Source organism: Sphingopyxis sp. BSN-002 (assembly GCF_022024275.1).
In the GTDB taxonomy this organism is placed as follows: domain Bacteria; phylum Pseudomonadota; class Alphaproteobacteria; order Sphingomonadales; family Sphingomonadaceae; genus Sphingopyxis.
Genome location: NZ_CP091804.1, coordinates 1,178,973 through 1,202,616, shown reverse-complemented (window position 1 = coordinate 1,202,616; position 23,644 = coordinate 1,178,973). Strand labels below are relative to the sequence as shown.

Annotated in this window: 20 protein-coding genes; 19 read left to right on the top strand and 1 reads right to left on the bottom strand. The window is 66.7% G+C overall.

Annotated features, from left to right (window positions below; all coding sequences use genetic code 11):
- Window positions 1-30: 30 nt before the first annotated feature.
- Entirely contained in the window at window positions 31-2,100 is a 2,070-nt protein-coding gene (locus L7H23_RS05980) for a TonB-dependent receptor (protein ID WP_237838440.1), read from the bottom strand.
- A gap of 196 nt (window positions 2,101-2,296) precedes the next feature.
- Here L7H23_RS05980 and L7H23_RS05975 point away from each other — a divergent pair, with 196 nt between their 5' ends.
- The 19 genes from L7H23_RS05975 to ftsZ all read left to right on the top strand — a co-directional run bounded on the left by L7H23_RS05975 (window position 2,297) and on the right by ftsZ (window position 23,576).
- A complete protein-coding gene (locus L7H23_RS05975; protein ID WP_237838439.1) occupies window positions 2,297-3,268 on the top strand; it encodes a cysteine synthase A in 972 nt (323 codons plus the stop codon).
- A complete protein-coding gene (locus L7H23_RS05970; protein WP_237838438.1) occupies window positions 3,265-3,651 on the top strand; it encodes a hypothetical protein in 387 nt (128 codons plus the stop codon). The genes L7H23_RS05975 and L7H23_RS05970 overlap by 4 nt, the downstream gene beginning before the upstream one ends.
- Window positions 3,652-3,683: 32 nt before the next feature.
- The gene (locus L7H23_RS05965; RefSeq protein WP_237838437.1) at window positions 3,684-4,802 is read left to right on the top strand and encodes a GldG family protein; all 1,119 of its coding nucleotides are present in this window, start codon (window positions 3,684-3,686) and stop codon (window positions 4,800-4,802) included.
- A 300-nt stretch (window positions 4,803-5,102) separates the two neighbouring features.
- Entirely contained in the window at window positions 5,103-5,603 is a 501-nt protein-coding gene (locus L7H23_RS05960) for a division/cell wall cluster transcriptional repressor MraZ (protein ID WP_237838436.1), read from the top strand.
- Window positions 5,600-6,577 carry a 16S rRNA (cytosine(1402)-N(4))-methyltransferase RsmH gene (gene rsmH / locus L7H23_RS05955; protein WP_237838435.1) on the top strand — a complete coding sequence of 326 codons (978 nt, stop codon included), beginning with the start codon at window positions 5,600-5,602 and terminating at the stop codon, window positions 6,575-6,577. The genes L7H23_RS05960 and rsmH overlap by 4 nt, the downstream gene beginning before the upstream one ends.
- Entirely contained in the window at window positions 6,571-7,164 is a 594-nt protein-coding gene (locus L7H23_RS05950; protein WP_237838434.1) for a hypothetical protein, read from the top strand. The genes rsmH and L7H23_RS05950 overlap by 7 nt, the downstream gene beginning before the upstream one ends.
- Window positions 7,161-8,852 (top strand): penicillin-binding protein 2, encoded by a 1,692-nt coding sequence (locus L7H23_RS05945; protein ID WP_237838433.1) that lies wholly within the window; start codon window positions 7,161-7,163, stop codon window positions 8,850-8,852. Before L7H23_RS05950 ends, L7H23_RS05945 begins: the two co-directional genes overlap by 4 nt.
- Window positions 8,852-10,291, top strand: a complete 1,440-nt coding sequence (locus L7H23_RS05940; protein ID WP_237838432.1) for a UDP-N-acetylmuramoyl-L-alanyl-D-glutamate--2,6-diaminopimelate ligase — start codon at window positions 8,852-8,854, stop codon at window positions 10,289-10,291. Before L7H23_RS05945 ends, L7H23_RS05940 begins: the two co-directional genes overlap by 1 nt.
- Entirely contained in the window at window positions 10,288-11,664 is a 1,377-nt protein-coding gene (gene murF, locus L7H23_RS05935) for a UDP-N-acetylmuramoyl-tripeptide--D-alanyl-D-alanine ligase (RefSeq protein ID WP_237838431.1), read from the top strand. The genes L7H23_RS05940 and murF overlap by 4 nt, the downstream gene beginning before the upstream one ends.
- On the top strand, window positions 11,664-12,734 hold the full coding sequence (mraY, locus tag L7H23_RS05930) for a phospho-N-acetylmuramoyl-pentapeptide-transferase (RefSeq protein WP_237838430.1): 1,071 nt from the start codon (window positions 11,664-11,666) through the stop codon (window positions 12,732-12,734). The genes murF and mraY overlap by 1 nt, the downstream gene beginning before the upstream one ends.
- Window positions 12,731-14,038, top strand: coding sequence for a UDP-N-acetylmuramoyl-L-alanine--D-glutamate ligase (murD, locus tag L7H23_RS05925; protein WP_237838429.1), 1,308 nt, complete (start codon window positions 12,731-12,733; stop codon window positions 14,036-14,038). The genes mraY and murD overlap by 4 nt, the downstream gene beginning before the upstream one ends.
- Window positions 14,039-14,063: 25 nt before the next feature.
- Entirely contained in the window at window positions 14,064-15,278 is a 1,215-nt protein-coding gene (locus L7H23_RS05920; protein WP_237839132.1) for a putative peptidoglycan glycosyltransferase FtsW, read from the top strand.
- 10 nt (window positions 15,279-15,288) lie between these two features.
- Entirely contained in the window at window positions 15,289-16,473 is a 1,185-nt protein-coding gene (murG, locus tag L7H23_RS05915) for an undecaprenyldiphospho-muramoylpentapeptide beta-N-acetylglucosaminyltransferase (protein ID WP_237838428.1), read from the top strand.
- On the top strand, window positions 16,473-17,903 hold the full coding sequence (gene murC / locus L7H23_RS05910; protein ID WP_237838427.1) for a UDP-N-acetylmuramate--L-alanine ligase: 1,431 nt from the start codon (window positions 16,473-16,475) through the stop codon (window positions 17,901-17,903). The genes murG and murC overlap by 1 nt, the downstream gene beginning before the upstream one ends.
- On the top strand, window positions 17,900-18,832 hold the full coding sequence (gene murB, locus L7H23_RS05905) for a UDP-N-acetylmuramate dehydrogenase (protein ID WP_237838426.1): 933 nt from the start codon (window positions 17,900-17,902) through the stop codon (window positions 18,830-18,832). The genes murC and murB overlap by 4 nt, the downstream gene beginning before the upstream one ends.
- Window positions 18,829-19,755: a D-alanine--D-alanine ligase gene (locus tag L7H23_RS05900; RefSeq protein WP_237838425.1), complete on the top strand. Its 927-nt coding sequence runs from the start codon at window positions 18,829-18,831 to the stop codon at window positions 19,753-19,755. Before murB ends, L7H23_RS05900 begins: the two co-directional genes overlap by 4 nt.
- Entirely contained in the window at window positions 19,752-20,693 is a 942-nt protein-coding gene (locus L7H23_RS05895; RefSeq protein ID WP_237838424.1) for a cell division protein FtsQ/DivIB, read from the top strand. The genes L7H23_RS05900 and L7H23_RS05895 overlap by 4 nt, the downstream gene beginning before the upstream one ends.
- 3 nt (window positions 20,694-20,696) lie before the next feature.
- Window positions 20,697-21,953, top strand: coding sequence for a cell division protein FtsA (gene ftsA, locus L7H23_RS05890; protein WP_237838423.1), 1,257 nt, complete (start codon window positions 20,697-20,699; stop codon window positions 21,951-21,953).
- 153 nt (window positions 21,954-22,106) lie between these two features.
- Window positions 22,107-23,576 carry a cell division protein FtsZ gene (gene ftsZ / locus L7H23_RS05885; RefSeq protein WP_237838422.1) on the top strand — a complete coding sequence of 490 codons (1,470 nt, stop codon included), beginning with the start codon at window positions 22,107-22,109 and terminating at the stop codon, window positions 23,574-23,576.
- Window positions 23,577-23,644 lie beyond the last annotated feature (68 nt).

The following is a 23,644-nucleotide window of genomic DNA, read 5'->3' as shown; positions in this document are numbered from 1 at the left end:
CGGACCCGGCCGTCGCCGGGCGGGCGGAGATCAGAAGCTCGCCCGGGCCGTGATCCGGATGTCACGGCCGGCCAGCGGCACATAATCCTTGGTAAAGCTGGCGTGCCTGCGCGCATCGACGTCGAAGATATTGTCTGCGGCGAGCGTCAGCGACAGATTCTTCGTCTCGGGCAGCGGGCGCCAGGTCAGCGAGGCGTTGACTAGGGTGAAGCCCTTGGTCGGCGTTTCGAACGCGGCGATGCGGGTCTGGTCGTCGGTCCATTCAACTTCGGCGCGCGCATCGAGCCGTTCGCTCGACGCCTCGAGCCCGCCACGGATACGGAGCGGAGGAATCCGCGGCACATAGGGGCCATCGACGATTTTCGCGCGCGTCATGTCGGCGGTCGCGTCGGCGGCGATGTGGAAGCCGCCGACCTGCGCGATCGGTGCTGCGCCCTCGAACTCGAAGCCCCAGGTGCGGGCCTTGTTCTGGCGGAATTCGAACAGCGGCAGATCATCGGCGATCAGGCCGGTGTCGGTTTCATAGATGAAATTGTCGAACCAGCTGGCATAGCCGGTGATCCCCGCCGACCAGCCGTCGCGATTGAATTTCAGCGAGGCTTCGCCGCCCCAGCTCGTTTCCTTGTCGAAATCCGGATTGCCGCGTTCATAGGTCAGCGTCGCGGCGTGCGGGCCGTCCGAGAGCAGCTCTTCCGCCGAAGGCGCCCGTTCGCTGCGCGAGACGGAGAAGCTCGCTTTCAGGCCGTCTGCAAGCTGGTAGCTGAGACCGCCGGCGCCAGAAAAGCTGGTGAAGGAGCGGTCGAAGCCGATGCTGTTCGCCGTCACCTGCGACTTTTCGAGCCGCAGCGCGCCTTCGAGGGTGACGGGACCGCGTTCGAGTTCCTGAAGCGTGAAGGCCGCGAGGCGTGTGGTTTCGTTGGCGGGCAGGAACGCCTCGTCGCCGATCGCCGCAAAGTCACGGAAACTGTACTGGACACCGCTCGCGCCGCGCCAGCCGCCGCGGTCGTTCTGCGCCAGCTCGGCCCGGAATTCGATACCGCGATTGGTGAAGCGCGTGCCGGGCTCGCCGTCGTCGAACTCGGTGTGGGCATAATCGGCATAGGCGCCGCGGAAACGCAATTTGTCGAACAGGCCGTCGCCAAGCTCCACCTCGCCGCGGAGGTCGAAGCGATACTGGCGTGCCTTGATCGTCGGCACCTCGTCGATGTCCGCGCGCGGCGGGATGCCGTAATTATCCTCGAGATAGCCGAAGCTGATGCCGAGCGAGCCGCCATCGTCGATGAAGGCGGCGCCCACGCCCGCACTCGTGCTGCGGCTCTGGCTGTTGGGTACCTTGCCGCGGCTGTTTGCGGCATCGGTCAGCCGGGCGGCCTCGTCCGCATCGCCGTCCGCGGTCGCATCCGACGCGAGATCGAGCAGGTGCGCGCGAAGTTCGGGCGCATAGATCAGCCCGCCGACGCGCACATTGTTCGAATCGCGATAGTTGCCGTCGGCGTGGACGACGAAGCGTTCGCCGAGCGGCACGTCGATCGAGGCGCCGGCGCTCTTGTCGTCGGCCGCGGTGCCATAGCTTGCCAGCGCATCGAGGTGGAACGGGCTCTCGGGCACGCTGCGCGGAATGCGGCGGTCGAACACGTTGACCGCGCCGCCGACCGCCTGGCTCGAAAAGAGCAGGACCGACGGTCCGCGCAGGATTTCGATACGTTCGGCGGTGAGCGGGTCGATCGACACGGCATGGTCGGCCGAGGTCGACGAGGCGTCGATCGCGCTCAGACCGTCGACGAGCACGGCAGCGCGCTCGCCCGAAAAGCCGCGCAGGATCGGGCGCGAGGCGCCGGGCGAAAAGCTGCTCGACGAGACGCCGGGCTGTGAAGCGAGCGTATCGCCGATCTGGCCGCGGATATCCTGCGCCAGCTTTTCGCCTTCCATCACCGACACATTGCCGAGAATGTCGAGGCTGCGGACATAGGGTGCCGTCACGACGATCGGCTGGTCGGTGTGATAATCGTCATCGCCGGTCTGGGGCGCGGTGTCCTGCGCAAAGGCAGGCGCGGACAGCACAAGGGCCAAGGTAAAGCCGGCGGTGGAAAGCAGACGCATGGAGGGGAGATCCTGTTCGTTGTGACGGGCTACGGAGGCGGGCAGTAATGATATAATGTCACAATGACAAGCCATGCAGGCCGCAAATGCCGCCGTTCGTCGGCGCTGGTGCCCCGTTGGTCGACAAAGCCCGAACATCGGCGGCGCAAGCGAAGCTGTCTTGCGGGCCAAGGGGCGGCATCCTAGATCAGGGCGCATGACCATTGCCAAAACCAGTCTGGACCTGATCGGCAACACGCCGCTCGTCCTGCTCAAGGGCCCCAGCGAAGCGACCGGATGCGAAATCTGGGGCAAGTGCGAATATGCCAATCCCGGCGGATCGGTGAAGGATCGGGCCGCGCTCTATATCGTCCGGGACGCGGAAGCGAACGGCAGCCTGCGCCCGGGCGGAACGATCGTCGAGGGCACCGCCGGCAACACCGGCATCGGCCTTGCGCTCGTCGCCAATGCGCTCGGTTACCGGACGATCATCGTCATGCCCGACAACCAGAGTGCGGAGAAAATGGCGACGATCCGCGCGCTCGGTGCCGAACTGGTGCTGGTGCCGCCGGCGCCGTTCGCCAACCCGGGCCATTTCGTCCACACCTCGCGCCGTATCGCCGAGGAAACCGACAATGCGATCTGGGCGAACCAGTTCGACAATATCGCCAACCGCAAGGCGCATATCTTCGGTACCGCCGAAGAGATCTGGGAGCAGATGGACGGGCGCATCGACGGCTTCACCTGTGCTGCGGGTACGGGCGGGACGATCGCGGGAACCGGCCTCGGCCTCAAGGCCAGGGATCAGGATATCATGGTCGCGCTCACCGATCCGCACGGCGCGGGACTCTATAATTATTATCAGTGCGGCGAGCTGAAGCCCGAGGGATCGAGCGTCGCCGAAGGCATCGGCCAGAACCGTATCACCGCCAATCTGGAAGGCGCCCCGATCGACACGCAATTCCGCATTTCCGACGAGGAGGGGCTGGCGATCGTCCGGCAGCTTCTCGACGAGGAAGGGCTTTGCCTCGGCCTGTCGTCGGGGATCAACGTTGCGGGCGCGATGGCGCTGGCGCGAAAGCTGGGTCCGGGCAAGCGGATCGCGACTATTCTCTGCGACAGCGGATTCCGCTATCTTTCGACGCTCTACAATCCCGAATGGCTGGCAAGCAAAGGATTGGCGGCATGACGAACAAACCCGCAATTCCGGCCTCGACCGCTCCGGCGCCGGCCCCCGCGAACGATTCGGTGCGGCGGCTGCAGATCGGCATTGCCGGGGTGCTGACCGTGCTGCTGCTTGTCGGCATGGCGGGGCTGATCGGCGATCGCGCCCGCGAAAATGCGGCACAGGACGCGGCGGCGGCACAGGCTGCGGCATCGGGCGACCCGGCGAAGGCGGGCAGCGCCCCGCTGGAGGAGCTGGGCGTCCAGCCGGTGTCGAAGGATCAGAATGCGGCGACCGATATCAAGGCGCAGCAGGCGGCGCCCGCCGCACCGTCGGCGCCTGCCTCGACGGTGCCCGACCTTGAACCCGATCCGGCACTCGCCCGGGCGCGCCAATCGAAACAGTGAAGCGGCCCCTGCGGGAGCGAGCGGCCTTCCGCGTGGCCGCAGCGGCCGGCACGGCGCTGATCCTCGCGTGGTCGTTCGGCGGCCAGATGACGCTCGGGCGGATCGACCCGGCGTTGGCGCTGCCCTGGCTGGCGCTGCCGGCGCTGCTGCTCGCCCGGTTGCAGCGTCATGACACGCAGCCGGCCCGCCGGCGCCTGATCGTCCTGACGCTTGCGGCTATCCTGATCGCACAGGCGCTGCTGGCGTCAGGCCTGTCGGCGCGGCCTCCGTGGTTGCAGCTGGGGCTCGTCGCCTGCGCGTGGTTCGTCGCGGCGGCCCTTGCCGATGCGCTGGTCCAGTGGCGGCGGAGCCGGGCGCACGGACTGCTGTTCGCCCTGCTACTCGTCGCAGGCTGGTTCGCAGGCAGCCATGCGTTGCTTGCGGCGCTGTACCGCCAGCCCGCCGCATCCGGTCCGCCGGCGACGATGCTCACCGGCCTGCCACTCCGCTGGTCGGCGGGAACCGATCTCTCGGCCATGCTTGCGGAGGGGCTCAACGAAGACCCGGCGCTGGCGCGGTTGCGCGCGGAAGGACCGTTGAGGCTGGTCGACAGTCTCGTCGATCATCCGCCGCCGCCGGGTGGAGCGCTGGTCCTCGCGCATCCGCGGGCGCTCGCGCCACAGGAGCTGGTGGCGATCGATACCTATGTGCGGGCAGGCGGGCGGGCCGTCGTGCTGGCCGATGCGCTGACGGGCTGGCCGATGCGCCATCCGGTCGGCGATCCGCGCAATCCGCCGGTGACCAGCCTGCTGACGCCGCTCCTCGATCATTGGGGCGTGACGCTCGCCGCCCCGGACGAGGCCGACCGGCGCGCGGTGCCGGTCGACGTCGACGGCGCGCGCCTGACGCTTTTCAGTCCCGGCCGCTTCATCCGATTGCCGCAAGGATGTGCGGCCTATGCGGATCGCCGCATCGCCCGTTGCCCGATCGGGCGCGGAATGGTGTGGCTCGTCGGCGACGCCGATCTGCTCTATGCGCCGCTCTGGCGGCCGCAGCCCGACCGGGCGGCGCACCTGCGCCAGGCGGACACGATGGAATGGCTCGCGGCGCATCTCTGGGCCGCGCCGCAACCCCTCCTGCAACCGCTCTGGATCCGCGCGCCCGCAAAATAGGCGAGGCTCCGCAAATACTTCCCGGAATCTTGGCGAGGACGCCGTTCCCTTCACCCGCTTCGCCTCTCCGGCGTGCGTTCCGCATGCTCCGGACCCGTTTGCGCGCTCGTTTCACCCCAAAATCACCCTTTTGGGGCGTAATTACCCTATCTTGCCCCAAATTTCCCCTTTTCACCCCGATGGAGTCTTGATAGGCAGGAGTCGGAGAGGGGCAATCTCCACCTGAGTCTTTCGGACCGGAATCGTCGATTCCGGGCGCGGGGAATTATTGCCCGGAGGCGCGAGACGGGGGCTGCATCGATGGCGATTGTTACGCCCGGCCGTTATTCGGGTACCAGCTTCGCCGCGATCGATGGCAAGGGACGCATCGCCGTCCCCTCGCAGTTCCGCAACAATGTGCCCCTCAATGCGGACGGCCAGCGCGTGCTTTGGGTCGGTTTCCACGAGAAATTGCCGTGCCTCGTCGCTTATGGCCAGGATCAGTACGACCGGCTGTCGGACGAGATCGAGCGCGACCGCGACACTGCGCTTGCGCGCAACCTCGACTTTGACGAGGACGAGGCCTTCAAGAAGCGCTTCAGCTATACCGAGGCCTATACGCTCGACGACAGCGGGCGCTTCCTTCCCAACTTTACCGCACGCGATCGCGTCGGCGAAGCGGGCGCGACCGCCTTCGTCGGGTCCGGGCGCCGTTTCGAAATCTGGTGGCTGCCGAGCCTCGCGGAATGCGTCGAGGCCGATCCGGTGCTGAAGCGCCTTGCGACCGCCTGGGAAGACACCAGGGGGAAGGGGCGAAAGTGACCGACCTCCCCCGCGATCCCCGCCACGATCCGGTCCTCCGTGAAGAAGTCATCGCTGCTCTTGCCATCGCACCCGGCGAGCGTCACGTCGATGCGACCTTCGGGGCCGGCGGCTACACCCGCGCGATGCTCGCGGCGGGTGCCGACGTCGTTGCCTGCGACCGCGATCCCGATGCGATTTCCGAAGGGCAGGCTCTTGTCGCCGAAGCGGGCGGCCGGCTGACGCTTGTCCGCGGGCGCTTTGGCGAGATCGACCGGCTGCTTGCCGAGCGCGGCATCGACGCGGTCGACGGCATCACCTTCGATATCGGTGTTTCGTCGATGCAGCTCGACCGCGAAGAGCGTGGCTTTTCCTTCCAGAAAGACGGGCCGCTCGACATGCGCATGGCGCAGGAGGGCGAGAGCGCTGCTGACTGGCTGAACCGGGCCGACGAGGAAGAGATCGCCGACGTTCTTTTCCATTATGGCGACGAGCGCCAGTCGCGCCGGGTCGCGCGCGCGATTGTCGCGGCGCGTCCGCTCGGACGTACTGCCGAACTCGCGACGGTCATCCGCAAGGCGCTGCGGCATCCGCCGGGCGCCCCGAAGGATCCCTCGACGAAGAGCTTTCAGGCGATCCGCATCCACATCAACGGCGAACTCGACGAACTGGTCGAGGGTCTTGCCGCGGCCGAGCGCGTGCTGCGCCCCGGCGGCCGGCTTGCGGTGGTGAGTTTCCACAGCACCGAGGACCGTATCGTCAAGAACTTCCTGCGTGAACGTAGCGGCGGCGATGCCGGCGGTTCGCGTCACCGGCCCGCGCTTCCATCTCTGGCGCGGGCCGCAACTTTCGAGCCGCCGGCGCGCAAGGTCCGTCCCGGCAAGGCTGAAGAAGCGCGCAACCCGCGCGCGCGCTCGGCGACCTTGCGCAGCGCGGTTCGTACCGAAGCGCCCGCGTGGTCCGGCAATTCTGGCAAGGAGGCAATGTCATGCTGATGGCGGCTCGCAAGCTGCAGGGGATCGGCCTGGTCCTGCTCGTGCTCCTCTTCGCGATGGCGCTCTATCCGGTGTCGCTCAAGGTGGCGGCCACGCGCAGCGAACTCGCGCGGATCGAACGCCAGATCGACCGGACGCAGAGCAATATCCGTTATCTCGAATCCGAACTCGCGGTGCGGGCGTCGATGCGCCAGCTCGAACAGTGGAACGCCGAAAGCTTCGGCTATTCGGCGCCGTCGGCGTCGCAATATCTGTCGAGCGAACGCCAGCTTGCCTCGCTCGAAGGCTTGCCGCGCGCGCGGGGCGCCAACGACGTCGCGCCGGTGCTGATGGCCATGGTGTCGCCCGTCGCGGTTGCCGATGCTCCGAAGGAAAGCCCGGTTGCGGCGAAGCCCGCTGCCGCGAAACCCGTGGTTCTCGCGCAGGCCGAAACCGCCGTGCGCACCGACAGCCCGCCGCGCCTCGCCCCGACGCGGCGCCGTGAACAATTGAAGATGATCGAGGATCAGCTCCTCGCGGAATCGACGCTCGCCGACCTGAAGCGCGCTGCGGCACGTGAAGCGAAGGAGGGCAAGTCCGCGCAATGAACACGCTGGTCGTCCGACCGACCCGGGTACGAACCGCGGGAGTGCGTCAGCAGATATTGCTGACCGCGCAGCAGCGTCTGATGATGCTGATGCTGCTGTTCATGGCGGCCTTCTTTCTCGTGTCGATGCGCCTGCTGTTCTTCGCGCTGTTCGACACGTCGTCCGGGAACCACAATGGCTCGGCGGCCTTCGTTCCCGCGCGCGCCGACATCGTCGATCGCAACGGCGTGCCGCTCGCGCGCACGATCGACGGCTATTCGATCCGCGTCGTGCCGTCCAAGCTGCTCAACAACCGGCAATATCTTGCCGACGAACTCGTCAAGATCTTCCCCGATACCCCGCGCGAGGAATTTGTCGCAAAGCTGTCGGGTTCGAAGCCGACCTATATCCGCCGCCGTGCGCTGCCCGACCAGGTCGCGGCCGTGAACGCGATCGGCGATATCGGTTTCGACTTCCCGCGCGAGAAGGAGCGGCTCTATCCGCAGCTCAGCCTTGCGTCGCATGTGCTGGGTTTCACCGATGCCGAGGGGCATGGCGTCACGGGTGTCGAGGGCGCGTTCGACAAGCAGCTGACCGACGCGGCGACGCGCAGTCAGCCGCTCGCACTCTCGATCGACGCGCGCGTGCAGGGTGTGCTCGAAAGCGAACTCTATAATGCGGTGACCAACCTTGAGGCCATCGGCGGGGCAGGCATCATTCTTGACGTCCATACCGGCGAAGTGCTGGCGATGGCTTCGCTGCCCACTTATAATCCGAACAAGCTGGTCGCGGCCGACGCGGGCGCGCGCCGCAACGCCGTGAGCTATAATCTCTACGAACTTGGATCGACCTTCAAACCGCTTTCGATCGGTGCCGCGATCGACGACGGCGTCGTGACCAGCATGGCGCGCCGGTACGATGCCAGCGCGCCGCTGGCGATCGCGGGCTTCCGTATCCGTGATAGCCACCCGGGGCGCTGGTACAATGTGCCCGAAACGCTGATCCAGAGCTCGAACATCGCGACCGCGCGGATCGCCGACGAACTTGGCCGCGAGAAGATGGAGACGCTCTTCCGCAGCCTCGAATTCAACAAGCGTCCGGACATCGAGCTCAAGGAGCGCGCGTTCCCGCTGTGGCCGAAGGACTGGGGCCGGCTGACGACGATGACGACCGCTTATGGTCACGGTATCGCGGTGACGCCGCTGCATCTCGCGAGCGCATATGCGGCGCTCGTCAACGGCGGCATATGGCGCCCGGCGACCTTGCAGAAGATGGGCGACAAGGCGCCGCCGCAGGGCCGCCGCGTGTTCAAGGCGTCGACCAGCGCGCGGATGCGCCAGCTCCTCCGCCTCATCGTCACCGACGGGACCGGCAAGCAGGCCGATGCGCCCGGCTTCCGTGTCGGCGGCAAGACCGGCAGCGCCGAAAAGCCCGGCATCGGCGGATATCGCCGCACGTCGGTTGTCGCGACCTTTGCGGCGGCTTTCCCGATGGACAATCCGCGCTACGTCATCGTTGCGATGGTCGACGAGCCGAAAGGCAATGCCTACAGCTCGGGCCAGCGCACCGCGGGCTGGACCGCAGCGCCCGTCGTGCGCAAGGTCGTGATGCGCGCCGGCCCGATGCTCGGCGTATTCCCCGACGAGACCCGCGACGTCGATGTGTCCGAACTCGTTCCCCTTGTGCGGAGAGACGGGGAGGCGGAATAATGCGCCTTGCCGCGCTGCTCGACGATCATGGTCTGGCAGGGACGGACCCGGTGGTGACCGGGCTCGCGATCGACCATCGCAAGGTCGCGCCGGGTACGATCTTCGGCGCCTTCGTCGGCGAAAAGTTCAACGGCGAAGATTTCATCGCCGCCGCGATCGACGCCGGTGCGATCGCGGTCGTCGCGCGGCCGGAGGCAAGGGTCGAAGGTGCGCTGCATATCGCCGACGCCAATCCGCGCCGCGCCTTTGCGCATATCGCCGCGCGCTTCTTTCACCGTTTCCCGGCAACCTGCGTTGCGGTCACCGGCACCAACGGCAAGACCTCGACGGTCGAGATGACGCGCCAGCTGTGGCGGATGGCGGGCTTCAACGCCGCGTCGATCGGGACGCTCGGCATCACGACCTCGCAGGACAGCGCGTCGACCGGGCTGACGACCCCCGATATCGTGACCTTCCTGTCGAACATGTCGGGGCTTGCGGTCGAGGGGATCACCCATGCGGCGTTCGAGGCGTCGAGCCACGGTCTCGACCAGTACCGGACCGAAGGGCTGAAGGTGAAGGCGGCTGCCTTTACCAACCTCAGCCACGACCATCTCGACTATCACGGGACGATGGAGGCCTATCTTCAGGCCAAGCTCCGCCTGTTCACCGACGTCGTCGAGCAGGACGGCGCGGCGGTCGTCTGGGCGGACGACGACTATTCGGCGCCGGTAATCGACGCGGTGAAGACACGGGGCGTGCGCCTGCTGACGGTCGGCACACAGGGTGAGACGCTGCGTCTGGTATCGCGCGAGCCGACCCAGCTCGGCCAGTCGCTCGTCATCGCGGCGGGTGAGCTGACGCAAAAGGTCAACCTGCCGTTGATCGGCGCCTATCAGGTCGCCAACGCGCTCGTCTCGGCGGGGCTGGTCATCGCGACGGGGGGCGATATCGGCCAGACGCTTGCGAATCTTGCACGGCTCCAGCCGGTGCGCGGCCGCCTCGAGCGCGCCGCGATCACCAAGGCCGGCGCGCCGGTCTATATCGACTATGCGCACACGCCCGACGCGATCGAGGCGGCGCTCGACGCGCTTCGTCCGCATGCGAACGGACGGCTGATCCTCGTCTTCGGCGCGGGCGGCGACCGCGATCAGGCGAAGCGGCCAGAGATGGGCCGGGTTGCGGCCGCCAAGGCCGATGTCGCGATCATCACCGACGACAATCCGCGCGGCGAAGATCCGGCCGCGATCCGCGCCGCGATCGCCGACGGCGCGCCCGATGCACGGATCATCGGCGACCGCCGCGCCGCCATCGCTGCCGCGATCGCCGAAGCGCGCGCCGACGATATCGTCTGCATCGCGGGCAAGGGCCATGAACAGGGACAGATCGTCGGCCGCGGCGACGCCGTGCGCGTCATTCCCTTCGACGATGTCGCGGTCGCGCGCGAGGAGGCGGCATGAACCCGCTCTGGACCGCGCGCGCCATTGCTTCGGCGACCGGCGGCACCGCGAGCGCCGACTTCACCGTGACCGGGGTCGCTTTTGACTCGCGCGAAGTGACGAAGGGCGACCTCTTCATCGCGATGAAGGGTGAATTTGCCGACGGGCACCAGTTTATCGACAAGGCGATTGCTGCGGGAGCAGCCGGGATCGTCTGCGAAACCGGAATCGACCATCCGCACATTCGCGTCGCGGACAGCGTTGCGGCGCTGAACGCGCTCGGCATTGCATCGCGCGCGCGGAGCCACGGGCGGATCATCGGCGTCACGGGCTCGGCAGGGAAGACCGGAACGAAAGAGGCGCTGTTCGCCGCGCTCGACCGCTTCCGCCCCGGCAAGGCACATCGTTCGGTCAAGAGTTACAACAACCACGTCGGCGTCCCCCTCAGCCTGTCGCGTACGCCCTCGACCGTCGATTTCGGCATCTTCGAGATGGGAATGAACCATGCCGGCGAACTCGCGGCGCTGACGCGCATGGTGCGCCCCCATGTCGCGATCGTCACGACGATCGCTCCTGCGCACATGGAATTCTTCAGCGGCGAAGAGGCGATAGCCGACGCCAAGGGGGAGATTTTCGAGGGCCTCGAACCCGGTGGCACTGCGATCGTCCCGTTCGACAGCCCGCATTATGCGCGCCTCCGCGCCAAGGCGGAGCAGCACGCGGCGCATGTCGTGAGCTTCGGGCTGGGCGAAGGTGCCGATGTCCGTGCGGTCGACTGGCTGCCCGACGGGCAGGGCGGTTCGCTGGTCACCGCGCAGGTTCAGGATGCGCTTCTCTGTTTCACCATCGCCCAGGCGGGCGCACATTGGGTGTCGAATGCGATGGCGGTGCTTGCGGCTGTCAAGGCCGTCGGCGGCGACCTGCCCGCGGCGGGGCTGGCCTTTGCCGAAATGGGCGGGCTTGCCGGACGTGGTGCGCGCCACCGTGTCGAGGTGCCCGGCGGACATATCCTCGTCATCGACGAAAGCTATAACGCCAACCCCGCCTCGATGGCGGCGACGATCGGCCAGCTCGGCAGCGAATCCGGCGAGCGCAAGGTTGCGATTCTCGGTGCGATGAAAGAGCTGGGACCCGGCGGCGAGGCGTATCACGCCGGGCTTGCCGCTCCGCTCGTCGCAGCCGGAGTGCAGTTCGCCCTGCTGGTCGGCGAAGAGATGACGCCGCTCGCCAAAGCGCTTGAGGGGCAGGTGGATTTCGAGCATGTGCCCGCCCACTCGGCCGCCTCAGGGCGGCTGAAGGACTTGATCCGTCCGGGCGATACCGTGCTGGTCAAGGGGTCGAACAGCGTCGGCCTGTCGCATGTCGTGACGGCGCTGACCAACGGGGAATATTGATGCTGTACTGGCTGGCGGAATGGCTTGGCTTTCCGGGGGCTCTCAACCTTATCCGCTATCTGAGCTTTCGCTCGGGAGCGGCGGTGGCCACCGCGCTCATCATCGGTCTGTGGATCGGGCCGCGCTTCATCCTGATGCTGCGGATGCGGCAGGGGAAGGGGCAGCCGATCCGCGACGACGGCCCGCAAAGCCATCTCGCGAAGAAGGGCACGCCGACGATGGGCGGGCTGATGATCCTCATTTCGCTGATGATCTCGGCTTTGCTGTGGATGGATCTGTCGAACCGCTTCGTCTGGGCATGCCTGTTCGTTACCGGCGGTTTTGCGGCGGTCGGCTTCCTCGACGATCTCGACAAGGTCACCAAGGCCAGCCACCGCGGGATTCCGGGGCGTATCCGCCTGCTCATCGAATTCGTGATCGCCGCGGTCGCGGTGCTGCTGATCGTGTCGCGGACCGGCACCGACCTGTATCTGCCCTTCTTCAGCGACGTCGTGATCCCGATGGGGCCGCTCTATTATGTCTTCGCGATGGTGCTGATCGTGGGTTTCGGCAATGCCGTGAACCTGACCGACGGGCTTGACGGCCTTGCAACATTCCCGGTGATCATTGCCAGCCTGGCGTTCCTCGTCATCGTCTATCTCTCGGGCAACGTGAAGTTCGCGGGCTACCTCGGCATTCCGCACGTCCCCGGCGCCGGCGAGCTCGCGATCTTCGCGGCCGCGATCATCGGTGCGTGTCTCGCCTTCCTGTGGTTCAACGCGCCGCCCGCGGCCGTGTTCATGGGCGACACGGGCAGTCTCGCGCTCGGCGGCGCACTCGCGACAATCGCGGTCACGGCGCAGCACGAGCTGGTGCTCGTCCTGATCGGTGGGCTGTTCGTGGTCGAGGCGCTGTCGGTGATCATCCAGGTCTTCTGGTACAAGCGGACCGGGAAGCGCGTTTTCCGCATGGCGCCGATCCACCATCATTTCGAGCAGCTCGGCTGGCCCGAATCCACCGTCGTCATCCGCTTCTGGATCGTCTCGATCGTCCTCGCGCTTGCGGGGCTCGCGACGCTCAAGCTCCGGTGATCACCTCGCGCGCCTTCGCCGGCCGCCGCTATGCGGTACTGGGACTGGCGCGCTCTGGTCTCGCGACCGTCGAGGCGCTGGTCGCGAGCGGCGCGGGCGTCACCGCGTGGGACAATCGCGAGGAAGCGCGCGACGAAGCGATGATCCTCAACGCCGACATCGGCGATCCGACCGGGATCGACCTGATCGGCTTCGCGGGCGTCGTTGTCTCGCCCGGCGTGCCGCTCAACCGCCATCCGATCGCGGGCCACGCGCGCGAGGCGCATGTCCCGATCATCGGCGACGTCGAATTGTTCGCCGAGGCGCGCGACGCGCTGCCGTCGCACAAGGTCGTCGGCATCACCGGCACCAACGGCAAGTCGACCGTCACCGCGCTCGTTACCCATATGCTGGAAAGCGCGGGCATCCCGGCGCTGATGGGCGGCAATATCGGCCTGCCGATCCTGAGCCGCGACCCGCTTCCCGAAGGCGGCGTGTACGTCCTCGAGCTGTCGAGCTACCAGATCGATCTCTCGCACAGCCTGGCGTGCGACGTCGCGGTGCTGACCAACCTCAGCCCCGACCATCTCGACCGCTATGACGGCTTTGCCGGCTATGCGGCATCGAAAGCCCGACTCTTTTCGCTCCAGCATCGCGATCAGGTCGCGATCGTCGCGACCGACGACGATCCGTCGAAGATGATCGCAGGACGCATCAATCATCGTCTCCACCGTGTTTCGGCGAAGGATATCGATCCCGCCGATCAGGCGCGCTGGCCGGCGCTGCAAGGGCCGCACAATGCACAAAACGCGGTCTGCGCGATCGCGGTGTGCCGCGTGCTGGGATTGAACGACGAACAGATCGAGCGGGGGCTCGCGACCTATAAGTCGCTCCCGCATCGCATGGAATTGGTCGGCGAAGTCGGGGGGGTCCGCTGGTATAATGACAGCAAGGCTACCAACGCGGCTTCCGCTGCACCGGCGCTGGCGGCATTTCCGCCGGCGCCGAACCAGCGTCTTCACTGGATTGCCGGGGGGCAGGCCAAGGGCGACGGGCTGTCCGCCTGTCGTCCCTGGTTCCCCAACGTCAGGCGCGCCTATCTGATCGGTGAGGCGATGGAGCCTTTCGCGGCCGAGATCGGCGATGCGATTCCGGTCGAGCGGTCGGGCGATATGGCGACCGCAGTCCGTCAGGCCGCTGCCGCCGCGGCGCCCGGCGACGTCGTGCTGCTGTCGCCGGCGTGCGCGTCGTTCGACCAGTTCAAGGATTATGAGCAGCGGGGGGACGTGTTCCGGGGCCTCGTCCGGGCGCTGGGGCATGGATGACGATATGCGTGGGGGGACCGACAATATGGACGCGACCGAACGGCCGGTGATTGCGACGACGCGGACGGTGAAGCGGCGCGGGCCGCGCCTCAGCCGCGCCGACCGCACGCCGCTCGGCCTGTGGTTCTGGGAAATCGACCGCGTCCTGCTGCTGCTCGTGTCGATGCTGATCGCGACCGGGCTCGTCGCCGTCGCTGCGGCGTCGCCCGTCGCTGCACAAAAGCTGTCGACCGCGACTGCCAGCCTCGATCCGCTCTATTATTTCTATCGCCAGCTGATGTGGGTGATGGTCGGCGTGCCCGTGATGCTCGCGGTGTCGATGCTGCCGAAGGCGCAGGCGCGGCGCTTCGCCATCTACGGGACGATCACCTTCATGGCGCTGCTGTTTCTGGTGCCGCTGGTCGGCACGTCGGTGAACGGCGCGCAGCGCTGGATCGGCAGCGGCATGTTCCGCCTGCAGCCGTCGGAGTTCCTCAAGCCCTTTTTCGCGGTATCGCTGGCGTGGATCCTGTCGCTGCGGCTACACGACCAGAGCCTGCCCGTGGTGCCGCTGAGCTTCGTCCTGACCGGCGTGATCGCGGTCCTGCTGATGGGTCAGCCCGACCTTGGCCAGACGATCATCTTCATCGGCACATGGCTGGTGCTGGTGATGGTTGCCGGCCTGTCGATGCGGATCATCGGCCTGCTTGCCGTCGGCGGCGTTGCCGGCCTCGTCACGGCCTATTTCACCTATTCGGTCGCGCACCTGCGCATCAACAGCTGGCTGTTCGGAGAGGGCGACAGCTTTCAGGAGGACAAGGCGCACGCCACGATCACCGCGGGCGGCCTGATCGGTACCGGCCCCGGTGCGGGCCTTGCCAAATTCCAGCTTCCAGAAGCGCACACCGATTACATCTTCTCGGTCATCGGCGAAGAGTTCGGGATTATCGCCTGCATCGCGATTGCCGTCCTGTTCCTTGCCATCATCGTGCGCGTGCTAGTCCGCCTGCTTGACGAAGAGGACAGCTTCCTGATCCTTGCGGTCGCGGGTCTGATCGCACAGTTCGGCGGGCAGGCGACGATCAACATGGCGGTGAATACGCAGCTTTTCCCGTCGAAGGGCATGACGCTGCCGTTCATCAGCTATGGCGGCTCCTCGTTCATCGCGCTGTCGATCGGAATGGGTTTGCTCTTGTCGCTGACCCGGCGGAACCCCTATGCGGCGCGGGTGTCGATGACAGGAAACTGGAACAAGAAATGATCGCCCAAAAATGACCGCGACGCGTCACTTCCTTCTCGCCGCCGGCGGGACCGGCGGCCATATGCTGCCCGCCTTTGCGCTGGCGGGAGAATTGATCGCGCGCGGGCACCGCGTGGCGCTGGTCAGCGACGATCGCGGGCTCCGGATTCCGGGCGCTCCCGGCGAGCTTGAAACGCACGTCCTTCCGGCCGGCCGGGTATCGGGAGGTCCGGTGGGCTGGCTCAAGGCTGCGCTGGCAATCCGCAAGGGTCGGCGCATGGCGATCGACCTGATCGACGCGTTCGACCCCGCCGTGGTCGTCGGTTTCGGCGGCTACCCTTCGCTCCCCAGCCTGCTGGCAGCGGGCGCGACCCGGCGTCCCCGCGTCATTCACGAACAGAACGCCGTGCTTGGCCGCGTCAACCGGCTGATGGCGCCGCGCGTCGACGCGGTCGCGGTCGCCTATCACAATATCCAGCGCTACCCCGCCGGGCATGAGCTGAAGAAGCATATCACCGGCAATCCGGTGCGTGACGAAATCATCGCGATCCGCGAGGATGGCTTTCCGCCGCTTCCGGAGGACGGGATCTTCCGCCTGCTCGTCGTTGGCGGCAGCCTGGGTGCGACGGTCCTGAGCGACGTCGTTCCGGCTGCGATCGCGATGCTGCCGCGCGCGCTGCTCGACCGGTTGCAGGTCGTCCAGCAGTGCCGCGAGGATGATATCGAGTCGGTGCGGGCGAAATATGCAGAACTCGGCGTCGCCGCCGAATGCGCTTCCTACATCACCGACTTTCCGGAACGGCTGCGCTGGGCGCATCTCGTCATCGCGCGGGCGGGCGCCTCGACGGTGGCCGAGCTTTCTTGTGCCGGCCGGCCTGCGATCTTCGTTCCTTATCCGCACGCGATGGACAATCACCAGACCTTCAATGTCGTCGATCTGGTCGAGGCGGGCGGGGCGATTTCGTTCCAGCAGCCCGATTTCACGGCGGCCGAGGTCGCGAAGCATATCCAGCGCATGGCGCTGGAACCCGGCGCGCTCGAAGCGGCTGCCGAAAATGCCGCGAGCTGCGGATTGCCGAACGCGACGCGCGACCTTGCCGATCTGGTGGAATCGCTCGCAGCGCCGCCGATGATGGACGTGATCCGCGTCGGCACACCGTCGCGTGCGGCCGCCGTGGCGTCGGGCGTCGCCGCAACGCGGACGGGAACTCGCTGATGCGCGGCGTTGCGACCGATATCGGCATCATCCACTTCATCGGCATCGGCGGCATCGGCATGTCGGGGATCGCCGAGGTCATGCACAACCTCGGCTATCAGGTGCAGGGCAGCGACATCGCGGACTCCTATGTGGTCGAAGGGCTACGCAAGCGCGGGATCAAGGTCGCGATCGGGCATGAGGCGTCGAACATCGACGGCGTCGCGGTCGTCGTGACCTCGACCGCGGTCAAGCGCGGCAACCCCGAGGTCGAGGCTGCCCTCGCGCACCGCATCCCGATCGTCCGCCGCGCCGAGATGCTGGCCGAGCTGATGCGGCTCAAGTCGACCGTGGCCATCGCGGGGACGCACGGCAAGACGACGACGACCAGCCTCGTCGCCGCGCTCCTTGATGCCGGCGGGATCGACCCCACCGTGATCAACGGCGGCATCATCAACAATTACGGCTCGAACGCGCGCCTCGGCGCGAGCGACTGGATGGTGGTCGAGGCCGACGAAAGCGACGGCAGCTTCCTGCGCCTCGACGGCACGATCGCGGTCGTCACCAACATCGATCCCGAACATCTCGATCATTACGGCAGCTTCGATGCGATCAAGGACGCGTTCGTCGAGTTCATCGAAAATGTGCCCTTCTATGGCGCCGCGATGCTCTGTCTCGATCATCCCGAAGTGCAGGCGATCATCCCGCGTATCCGCGACCGCCGCATCGTGACCTATGGTTTCTCGGCGCAGGCCGATGTCCGCGGCACCAATGTCACGCCCGGTCCCGACGGCAACCGCTTCGACGTCGTCGTGCGCGACCGCGACGGCAACAGCCGGACAATCGAGGGCATCCACCTGCCGATGTCGGGGCGCCACAACGTCCAGAATTCGCTCGCCGCGATTGCCGTCGCGCTGCACATGGGTGTTTCAGACGACAAGATCGTTTCGGGCTTCAACGGCTTCGCCGGGGTCAAGCGCCGCTTCACCAGGGTTGGCGAGATCGCGGTCGAGGGCGGCGTGGTCACCGTGATCGACGATTATGCGCACCACCCCGTCGAGATTCGTGCGGTGCTGTCGGCGGCGCGCGAAGGCGCCGGGGCAGGGCGCGTCGTTGGCGTCGTCCAGCCGCACCGTTTCACGCGCCTGCGCGATCATATGGACGATTTCCAGCAGGCCTTTAACGACGCCGACATGGTGATCGCGCTTCCGGTCTATACCGCGGGCGAGGCGCCCATCGACGGCGTGACGTCGGACGCGCTGGTCGCGGGCCTGCGCGACCGCGGGCACCGCCATGCCTCGACTGTCGCCGATGCCGGCGCGCTCGCGGCGACGGTTGCCGAAGCGGTCCGTGCGGGCACGCTGGGCGCCGGCGATATGATCATCTGCCTTGGTGCGGGCGACATCACGAAAATGGCGGCGGGCCTCGCCGCCGCGGTCGAGACGGCATGAGCGCCGCCCAAACCCTTCCCGCCGTGCGCGGCAAGCTGACGGCGAAGGCGCCGCTGGCTCCGCTCGTCTGGTTCAAGTCGGGCGGCCCTGCCGACTGGCTGTTCGAGCCCAAGGATGCCGACGACCTCGCCGGTTTCCTGCGCGACCTCGATCCCGCGATTCCGGTGATGGCGCTCGGCCTCGGGTCGAATTTGATCGTGCGGGACGGCGGCTTTCCGGGCGTCGTCGTCCGGCTGGGCAAGGCGTTCGCGAAGGTTGAAGTTCTTGACGGAACGACGCTTCGCTGTGGGGGCGGGGCGTCTGGCATCTTGGTCTCTTCCACGGCACGGGATGCCGGTGTGGGCGGCCTCGAATTCCTCCGCTCGATCCCCGGCACCGTTGGCGGTTTCGTCCGGATGAATGGCGGTGCCTACGGGCGCGAGGTGAAGGACATTCTGATTGATTGTGAGATCGTCCTGCGGTCGGGACAGCACAAATTCCTTGGCTTGGAAGACCTCGGCTATACGTACCGCCATAGCGAGTTGCCTGAAGGCGCCGTAGTGGTCGGCGCCACCTTCCGTGGCTACCGCGATGAACCCGCTGCCATCCAGGCCGAGATGGACCGCATCTCGGCGAGCCGAGAAGCCTCGCAGCCTTTGCGCTCGAAAACCGGCGGCTCGACCTTCAAGAACCCCGACGGCCACAAGGCGTGGCAGCTCGTCGACGAGGCCGGCTGTCGCGGCTTCGCCGTCGGCGGCGCGCAGGTCAGCGAGAAGCACGCCAATTTCCTCATCAACACGGGTGAGGCGACGAGCGCCGATATCGAAGCACTCGGCGAGGAAGTCCGCCGCCGCGTCAAGGACAGGAGCGGCGTGGAACTGCAATGGGAGATACAGCGCGTAGGCATTCTTGCCGGAGCGCCAAAGGAGAATGTGGGAGTGGCGAAGTGAGCCGGGGTCCGTGGCATGTTGCCGTCCTGATGGGCGGCTGGTCCGCCGAGCGCGAAGTGTCGCTGATGAGCGGCAAGGGCGTCGCCGACGCGCTGGAATCGCGCGGGCACAAGGTTACGCGGATCGACATGGACCGTGACGTCGCCAGCAAGCTCGCGGCGGCCAAACCCGATGTTGTCTTCAACGCGCTCCACGGCGTTCCCGGCGAGGACGGGACGGTGCAGGGCATGCTCGACCTGATGGGCCTGAAATACACCCACAGCGGCCTTGTCACCTCGGTGATCGCGATCGACAAGGAATTGACGAAGCAGGCGCTGGTGCCGCATGGTGTGCCAATGCCGACGGGGGTGATGGTCGACAGCGAAAGCCTCTTTTCCATCGACCCCTTGCCGCGTCCCTATGTCCTGAAGCCCGTCAACGAAGGCTCGTCGGTCGGGGTCGCGATCGTCAAGGACGACAGCAATTACGGCAATCCGATCGCGCGCGAAGCCGTCGGCCCCTGGCAGGAATTCGACCGCCTGCTCGCCGAGCCCTTCATCAAGGGGCGCGAGCTGACCGTCGCGGTGCTGGGCGATCAGGCGCTTGGCGTGACCGAACTTCGGGTCAAGTCGGGCTTCTACGACTATGACGCCAAATATACCGACGGTCTGACCGAGCATGTCTGTCCCGCCGAAGTGCCCGACGACATTGCGCAGCGGATGAAGGACCTCGCGGTCCAGTCGCACCGCCTGCTCGGTTGCAAGGGAGCGTCGCGCTCTGACTTTCGCTGGGACGACGAGCATGGCCTTGCGGGGATATTCCTGCTCGAGGTCAACACCCAGCCCGGCATGACGCCGCTCAGCCTTGTGCCCGAGCAGGCGCGCGCCATCGGCATGGAGTATGCCGAACTCGTCGAACGCATCGTGGGGGAAGCGTTGTCATGAGCAGTACGAAGATCAAGCGCGGCAAGGCGCCGCCGCGACGTCAGGCGCGGGCGCCGAAGAAACGGCGCAAGGTCCAGCAGTCGCGCCTGAATGCGATCATCAACGCGCTGCCGATTTCGCCGCAGCAGCTTCAGCGCGCCGCCAACTGGACGATCGGGCTCAGCCTTGTCGCGTTGGCGGGTCTTGTGGCGCAGGCAACAGGCGTGACCGCGAAGATTCATGAGGAATATGCGCAGGCGGTCGGCCGCGCCGGATTTCAGGTCCGGAAGGTCGAGGTCGTCGGTGCCGACCGGATCGACCGCCTGAAGGTCTATGATATCGCGCTCGCGCAGAAGGACCGCTCGATGGCGGCGGTCGATCTGGAAGATGTGCGCCACGACCTGATGCAGTACGGCTGGATCAAGGACGCACGCGTGTCGCGGCGCCTGCCGGACACGCTGGTCGTCGACATCGTCGAACGTTCGCCCGCGGCGATCTGGCAGCATTCGGGCCGCCTGTCGCTGATCGACGAAAAGGGCGTTGTACTCGAACCCGTCAGCGTTGCGACGATGCCCGACCTGCCGCTCGTCATCGGACCGAAGGCGAACCAGCGCGCGCAGGATCTCGACAGACTGCTGGCCGAAGCGAGCAGCCTCAAGGAATTGCTCGCGGGGGCGACCTGGGTCGGCAATCGCCGGTGGGATCTTCGCTTCCGCAGTGGCGAGACGCTGTCGCTTCCGGAGGGCGAAACCGACGCGAAGGCGGCGCTCGCCAAATTTGCGCACATGGATGGCGCCAACCGGTTGCTCGGGCGCGGTATCTTGCGTTTCGACATGCGCGACCCGTCGCGTTTCGTGCTACGCTTGCCCCACGAAGGGCAGGTGGCACCCGCGAAGCTCGACGAAGCGCGTGATGCGGTCGACGCTGTCGCGGCAGCCAGCTCGGCGGAAAAGGGATAAGGCATGGCGCCGCCGCGCATCGAAAAGATCATTACCGCGCTCGATGTCGGCTCGTGGAAGGTGTGCGCGCTCATCGCCGGGCAGACCGCCGACGGCCAGCTTCACGTCCTCGGCACCGGTCAGCGCGAGAGCCGCGGCGTCCAGCGCGGCTATGTCGCCGACATGGAGCAGACCGAGCACATCGTGCGCGAGGCGATCGAACAGGCCGAGCGCATTGCCGGGCTGAACATCGACGACGTCTGGGTCAGCTTCTCGGCAGGCGGACTGCTCAGCGATGTCGCGCCGATCGAAAGCGAGCTTGGGGGGCACCGGATCGAGCAGGAGGATATCGACGACCTGCTTGCGGCGGGCCGCGCGGGGATCGACCCCGAGGGCCGGATGATCCTGCACGCGCAGCCCGCGCTCTACACGCTCGACGGGCTCAACGGGGTCAAGAATCCGATCGGTCTCCACGCCGACCGGCTGGGCGTCGACATCCACATCATCATGGCCGACGGCGCGCCAGTGCGGAATCTGGAGGCGGCGGTCCGGCAGGCGCATCTCGACGTCAACGCCGTTGTCGCATCGCCGATCGCCGCCGGGCTGGCCTGCCTTTCGGACGAGGAGCGCGACCTTGGCGTAGCGCTTGTCGAGCTTGGTGCGGCGGTGACCACCGTGTCGCTCTACGCGGGCGGGATGCTGGTCGAGATGGCGTCGCTTCCTTTCGGCGCGAGCGATATCACCGACGACATCGCCTCGGCCTTCGGTATCCGGCGCAGCCAGGCGCAACGGCTCCAGAGCTTCTACGGCTCGGCATCGGCGAGCCCGCGCGACAATAATGATATCATCGAACTCGATCCCGGCGCGCCGGCGGGCAGCGATTCCCCGCGGATCACGCGTGCGCAGCTGGTTACCGTAATCCGGCAGCGTCTCGATGCGATGATGGGAGAGGTCGGCAGGACTTTGAAAGACCTGCATTTCGTCGGGCCGATCGGGCGTCAGGTGGTGCTTGTCGGCGGCGGAGCGGACCTGAAGGGCATCGCCGATTACACGCAGGTCGCACTGGGCCGGGCGGCACGCGTCGGCCGGCCGCGAGGCCTGCACGGCCTGCCCGATGCGCATTCGGGGCCCGCTTTCGCGACGCTGGCAGGTCTGGTTCTCTATGCGGCTTCCGACCCGGTGGACCTTCGCGATCTGCCGGCGATGGCACAGGATGTGTACCGGCCCAAGGCATCGGGGATTATCAACCGTCTGATGGCGGCACTTAAAAGCAGTTTTTGATTGCCAGAGGGGCAAAAGGGTTAATTTTTTGGGTGATTCCGAGGTCACAATAGTGCAATGCAGTACCAGAAACCCGGACGGTGGGACTAACGTCCGGGTGGGTCGCAAGGTGAGGGAAGCGGCGCTGGTCCGCCGCTGCAGGGAGATGAGTTGATGAGCATCAATATTGGCCCGCCGCAGGTCGATGAGCTGAAGCCGCGCATCGCGGTGATCGGCGTTGGTGGTGCAGGTGGCAATGCCATCGCAAACATGATCGCGGCACGGGTCGAAGGCGTCGATTTCGTCGTCGCCAACACCGACGCGCAGGCGCTGAACGCTTCGCCGGCCGAACGGCGTATCCAGCTGGGGACGCAGATCACCCAGGGTCTGGGTGCAGGTTCGCGGCCCGAAGTCGGTCGCGCGGCGGCCGAAGAGAGCATCGCGCAGGTCGAGGAAGCGCTGAACGGCGCGCATATGTGCTTCGTTGCGGCCGGTATGGGCGGCGGCACGGGTACCGGTGCGGCACCGGTCATCGCCAAGGCCGCGCGCGACCGCGGCATCCTGACTGTCGGCGTCGTGACCAAGCCCTTCACCTTCGAGGGCAACCGCCGCATGCGGTCGGCCGAAGCCGGCATTGCCGAGCTGCAGGATCATGTCGACACGCTGATCGTCATTCCGAACCAGAATCTCTTCCTGGTCGCCAATCCGAACACGACCTTCAAGGAAGCGTTCACGATGGCCGACGAAGTGTTGCAGCAGGGCGTCCGCGGCATCACCGACCTGATGGTCATGCCCGGCCTCATCAACCTCGACTTTGCCGACGTGCGCAGCGTGATGCGCGAGATGGGCAAGGCGATGATGGGCACCGGCGAGGCCGAAGGCGATGGCCGCGCGCTCGAGGCGGCGCAGAAGGCGATCGCGAATCCGTTGCTCGACGGCGTGTCGATGGCCGGCGCCAAGGGCGTCATCATCTCGATCACCGGCGGCGAGGACATGCGCCTGATGGAAGTCGACGAGGCCGCGAACCATATTCGCGAACTGGTCGATCCCGACGCCAACATCATCTGGGGCAGCGCCTTCAACGACAATCTGGACGGCAAGATCCGCGTGTCGGTCGTCGCGACGGGCATCGACGGAACGGGCGAGCACGCACAGGCGGCGCCTGCGACGCGCAGCTTCTCGTTCCAGCCTGCGCGCACCGCACCGCCGACGCCGGTCGCCGAAGAGGCGATCGAGCCGGCCGTCGAGGAGACGCCGGTCGAGGCGGTGGTCGAGGAAGCCGATCCGACCCCGGGCTTCTCGCTGTCGAGTCCCGAACCCGAAGCGCCTGCCGCCACGGCGCAGGCCGACGAAGAGCCGATGGAGCTGTCGACGGTTGCCGCGAGCTATGACGACACCAGCGACGAGCTGGTGCTGAGCGAGCCCGAAGCGCCTGCGCCGACCTATGGGTCACTCCCGGCATCCGGGGCAGGCCCCCACGCGGCGCCTGCGACCGAAGAAACACCGGCGCGGTCGATCGGCGGCGGGACGCTGTTCGAGCGCATGTCGCGACTGTCGCGCGGCTCGGCAACGCCCGAAGCCGACGAGGACAAGGGCGACGGGGTGGATATCCCGCGCTTCCTCGGACGGCAGAACAACCAGTAACAGGGCGTTGAACGGCCGCCGCACGGGCGATGCGGGTCGGAACGGGATGGTGTGACTTGCCCCTGTGG

Coding starts and splice junctions, on each gene's coding strand:
- mraY (WP_237838430.1), top strand. CDS start 11,664: ATGCTGTACTGGCTGGCGGAATGGCTTGGCTTTCCGGGGGCTCTCAAC.
- murC (WP_237838427.1), top strand. CDS start 16,473: ATGCGCGGCGTTGCGACCGATATCGGCATCATCCACTTCATCGGCATC.
- L7H23_RS05895 (WP_237838424.1), top strand. CDS start 19,752: ATGAGCAGTACGAAGATCAAGCGCGGCAAGGCGCCGCCGCGACGTCAG.
- L7H23_RS05970 (WP_237838438.1), top strand. CDS start 3,265: ATGACGAACAAACCCGCAATTCCGGCCTCGACCGCTCCGGCGCCGGCC.
- ftsA (WP_237838423.1), top strand. CDS start 20,697: ATGGCGCCGCCGCGCATCGAAAAGATCATTACCGCGCTCGATGTCGGC.
- ftsZ (WP_237838422.1), top strand. CDS start 22,107: ATGAGCATCAATATTGGCCCGCCGCAGGTCGATGAGCTGAAGCCGCGC.
- murB (WP_237838426.1), top strand. CDS start 17,900: ATGAGCGCCGCCCAAACCCTTCCCGCCGTGCGCGGCAAGCTGACGGCG.
- L7H23_RS05920 (WP_237839132.1), top strand. CDS start 14,064: ATGGACGCGACCGAACGGCCGGTGATTGCGACGACGCGGACGGTGAAG.
- murG (WP_237838428.1), top strand. CDS start 15,289: ATGACCGCGACGCGTCACTTCCTTCTCGCCGCCGGCGGGACCGGCGGC.
- L7H23_RS05980 (WP_237838440.1), bottom strand. CDS start 2,100: ATGCGTCTGCTTTCCACCGCCGGCTTTACCTTGGCCCTTGTGCTGTCC.
- L7H23_RS05950 (WP_237838434.1), top strand. CDS start 6,571: ATGCTGATGGCGGCTCGCAAGCTGCAGGGGATCGGCCTGGTCCTGCTC.
- L7H23_RS05975 (WP_237838439.1), top strand. CDS start 2,297: ATGACCATTGCCAAAACCAGTCTGGACCTGATCGGCAACACGCCGCTC.
- murF (WP_237838431.1), top strand. CDS start 10,288: ATGAACCCGCTCTGGACCGCGCGCGCCATTGCTTCGGCGACCGGCGGC.
- L7H23_RS05940 (WP_237838432.1), top strand. CDS start 8,852: ATGCGCCTTGCCGCGCTGCTCGACGATCATGGTCTGGCAGGGACGGAC.
- L7H23_RS05960 (WP_237838436.1), top strand. CDS start 5,103: ATGGCGATTGTTACGCCCGGCCGTTATTCGGGTACCAGCTTCGCCGCG.
- L7H23_RS05945 (WP_237838433.1), top strand. CDS start 7,161: ATGAACACGCTGGTCGTCCGACCGACCCGGGTACGAACCGCGGGAGTG.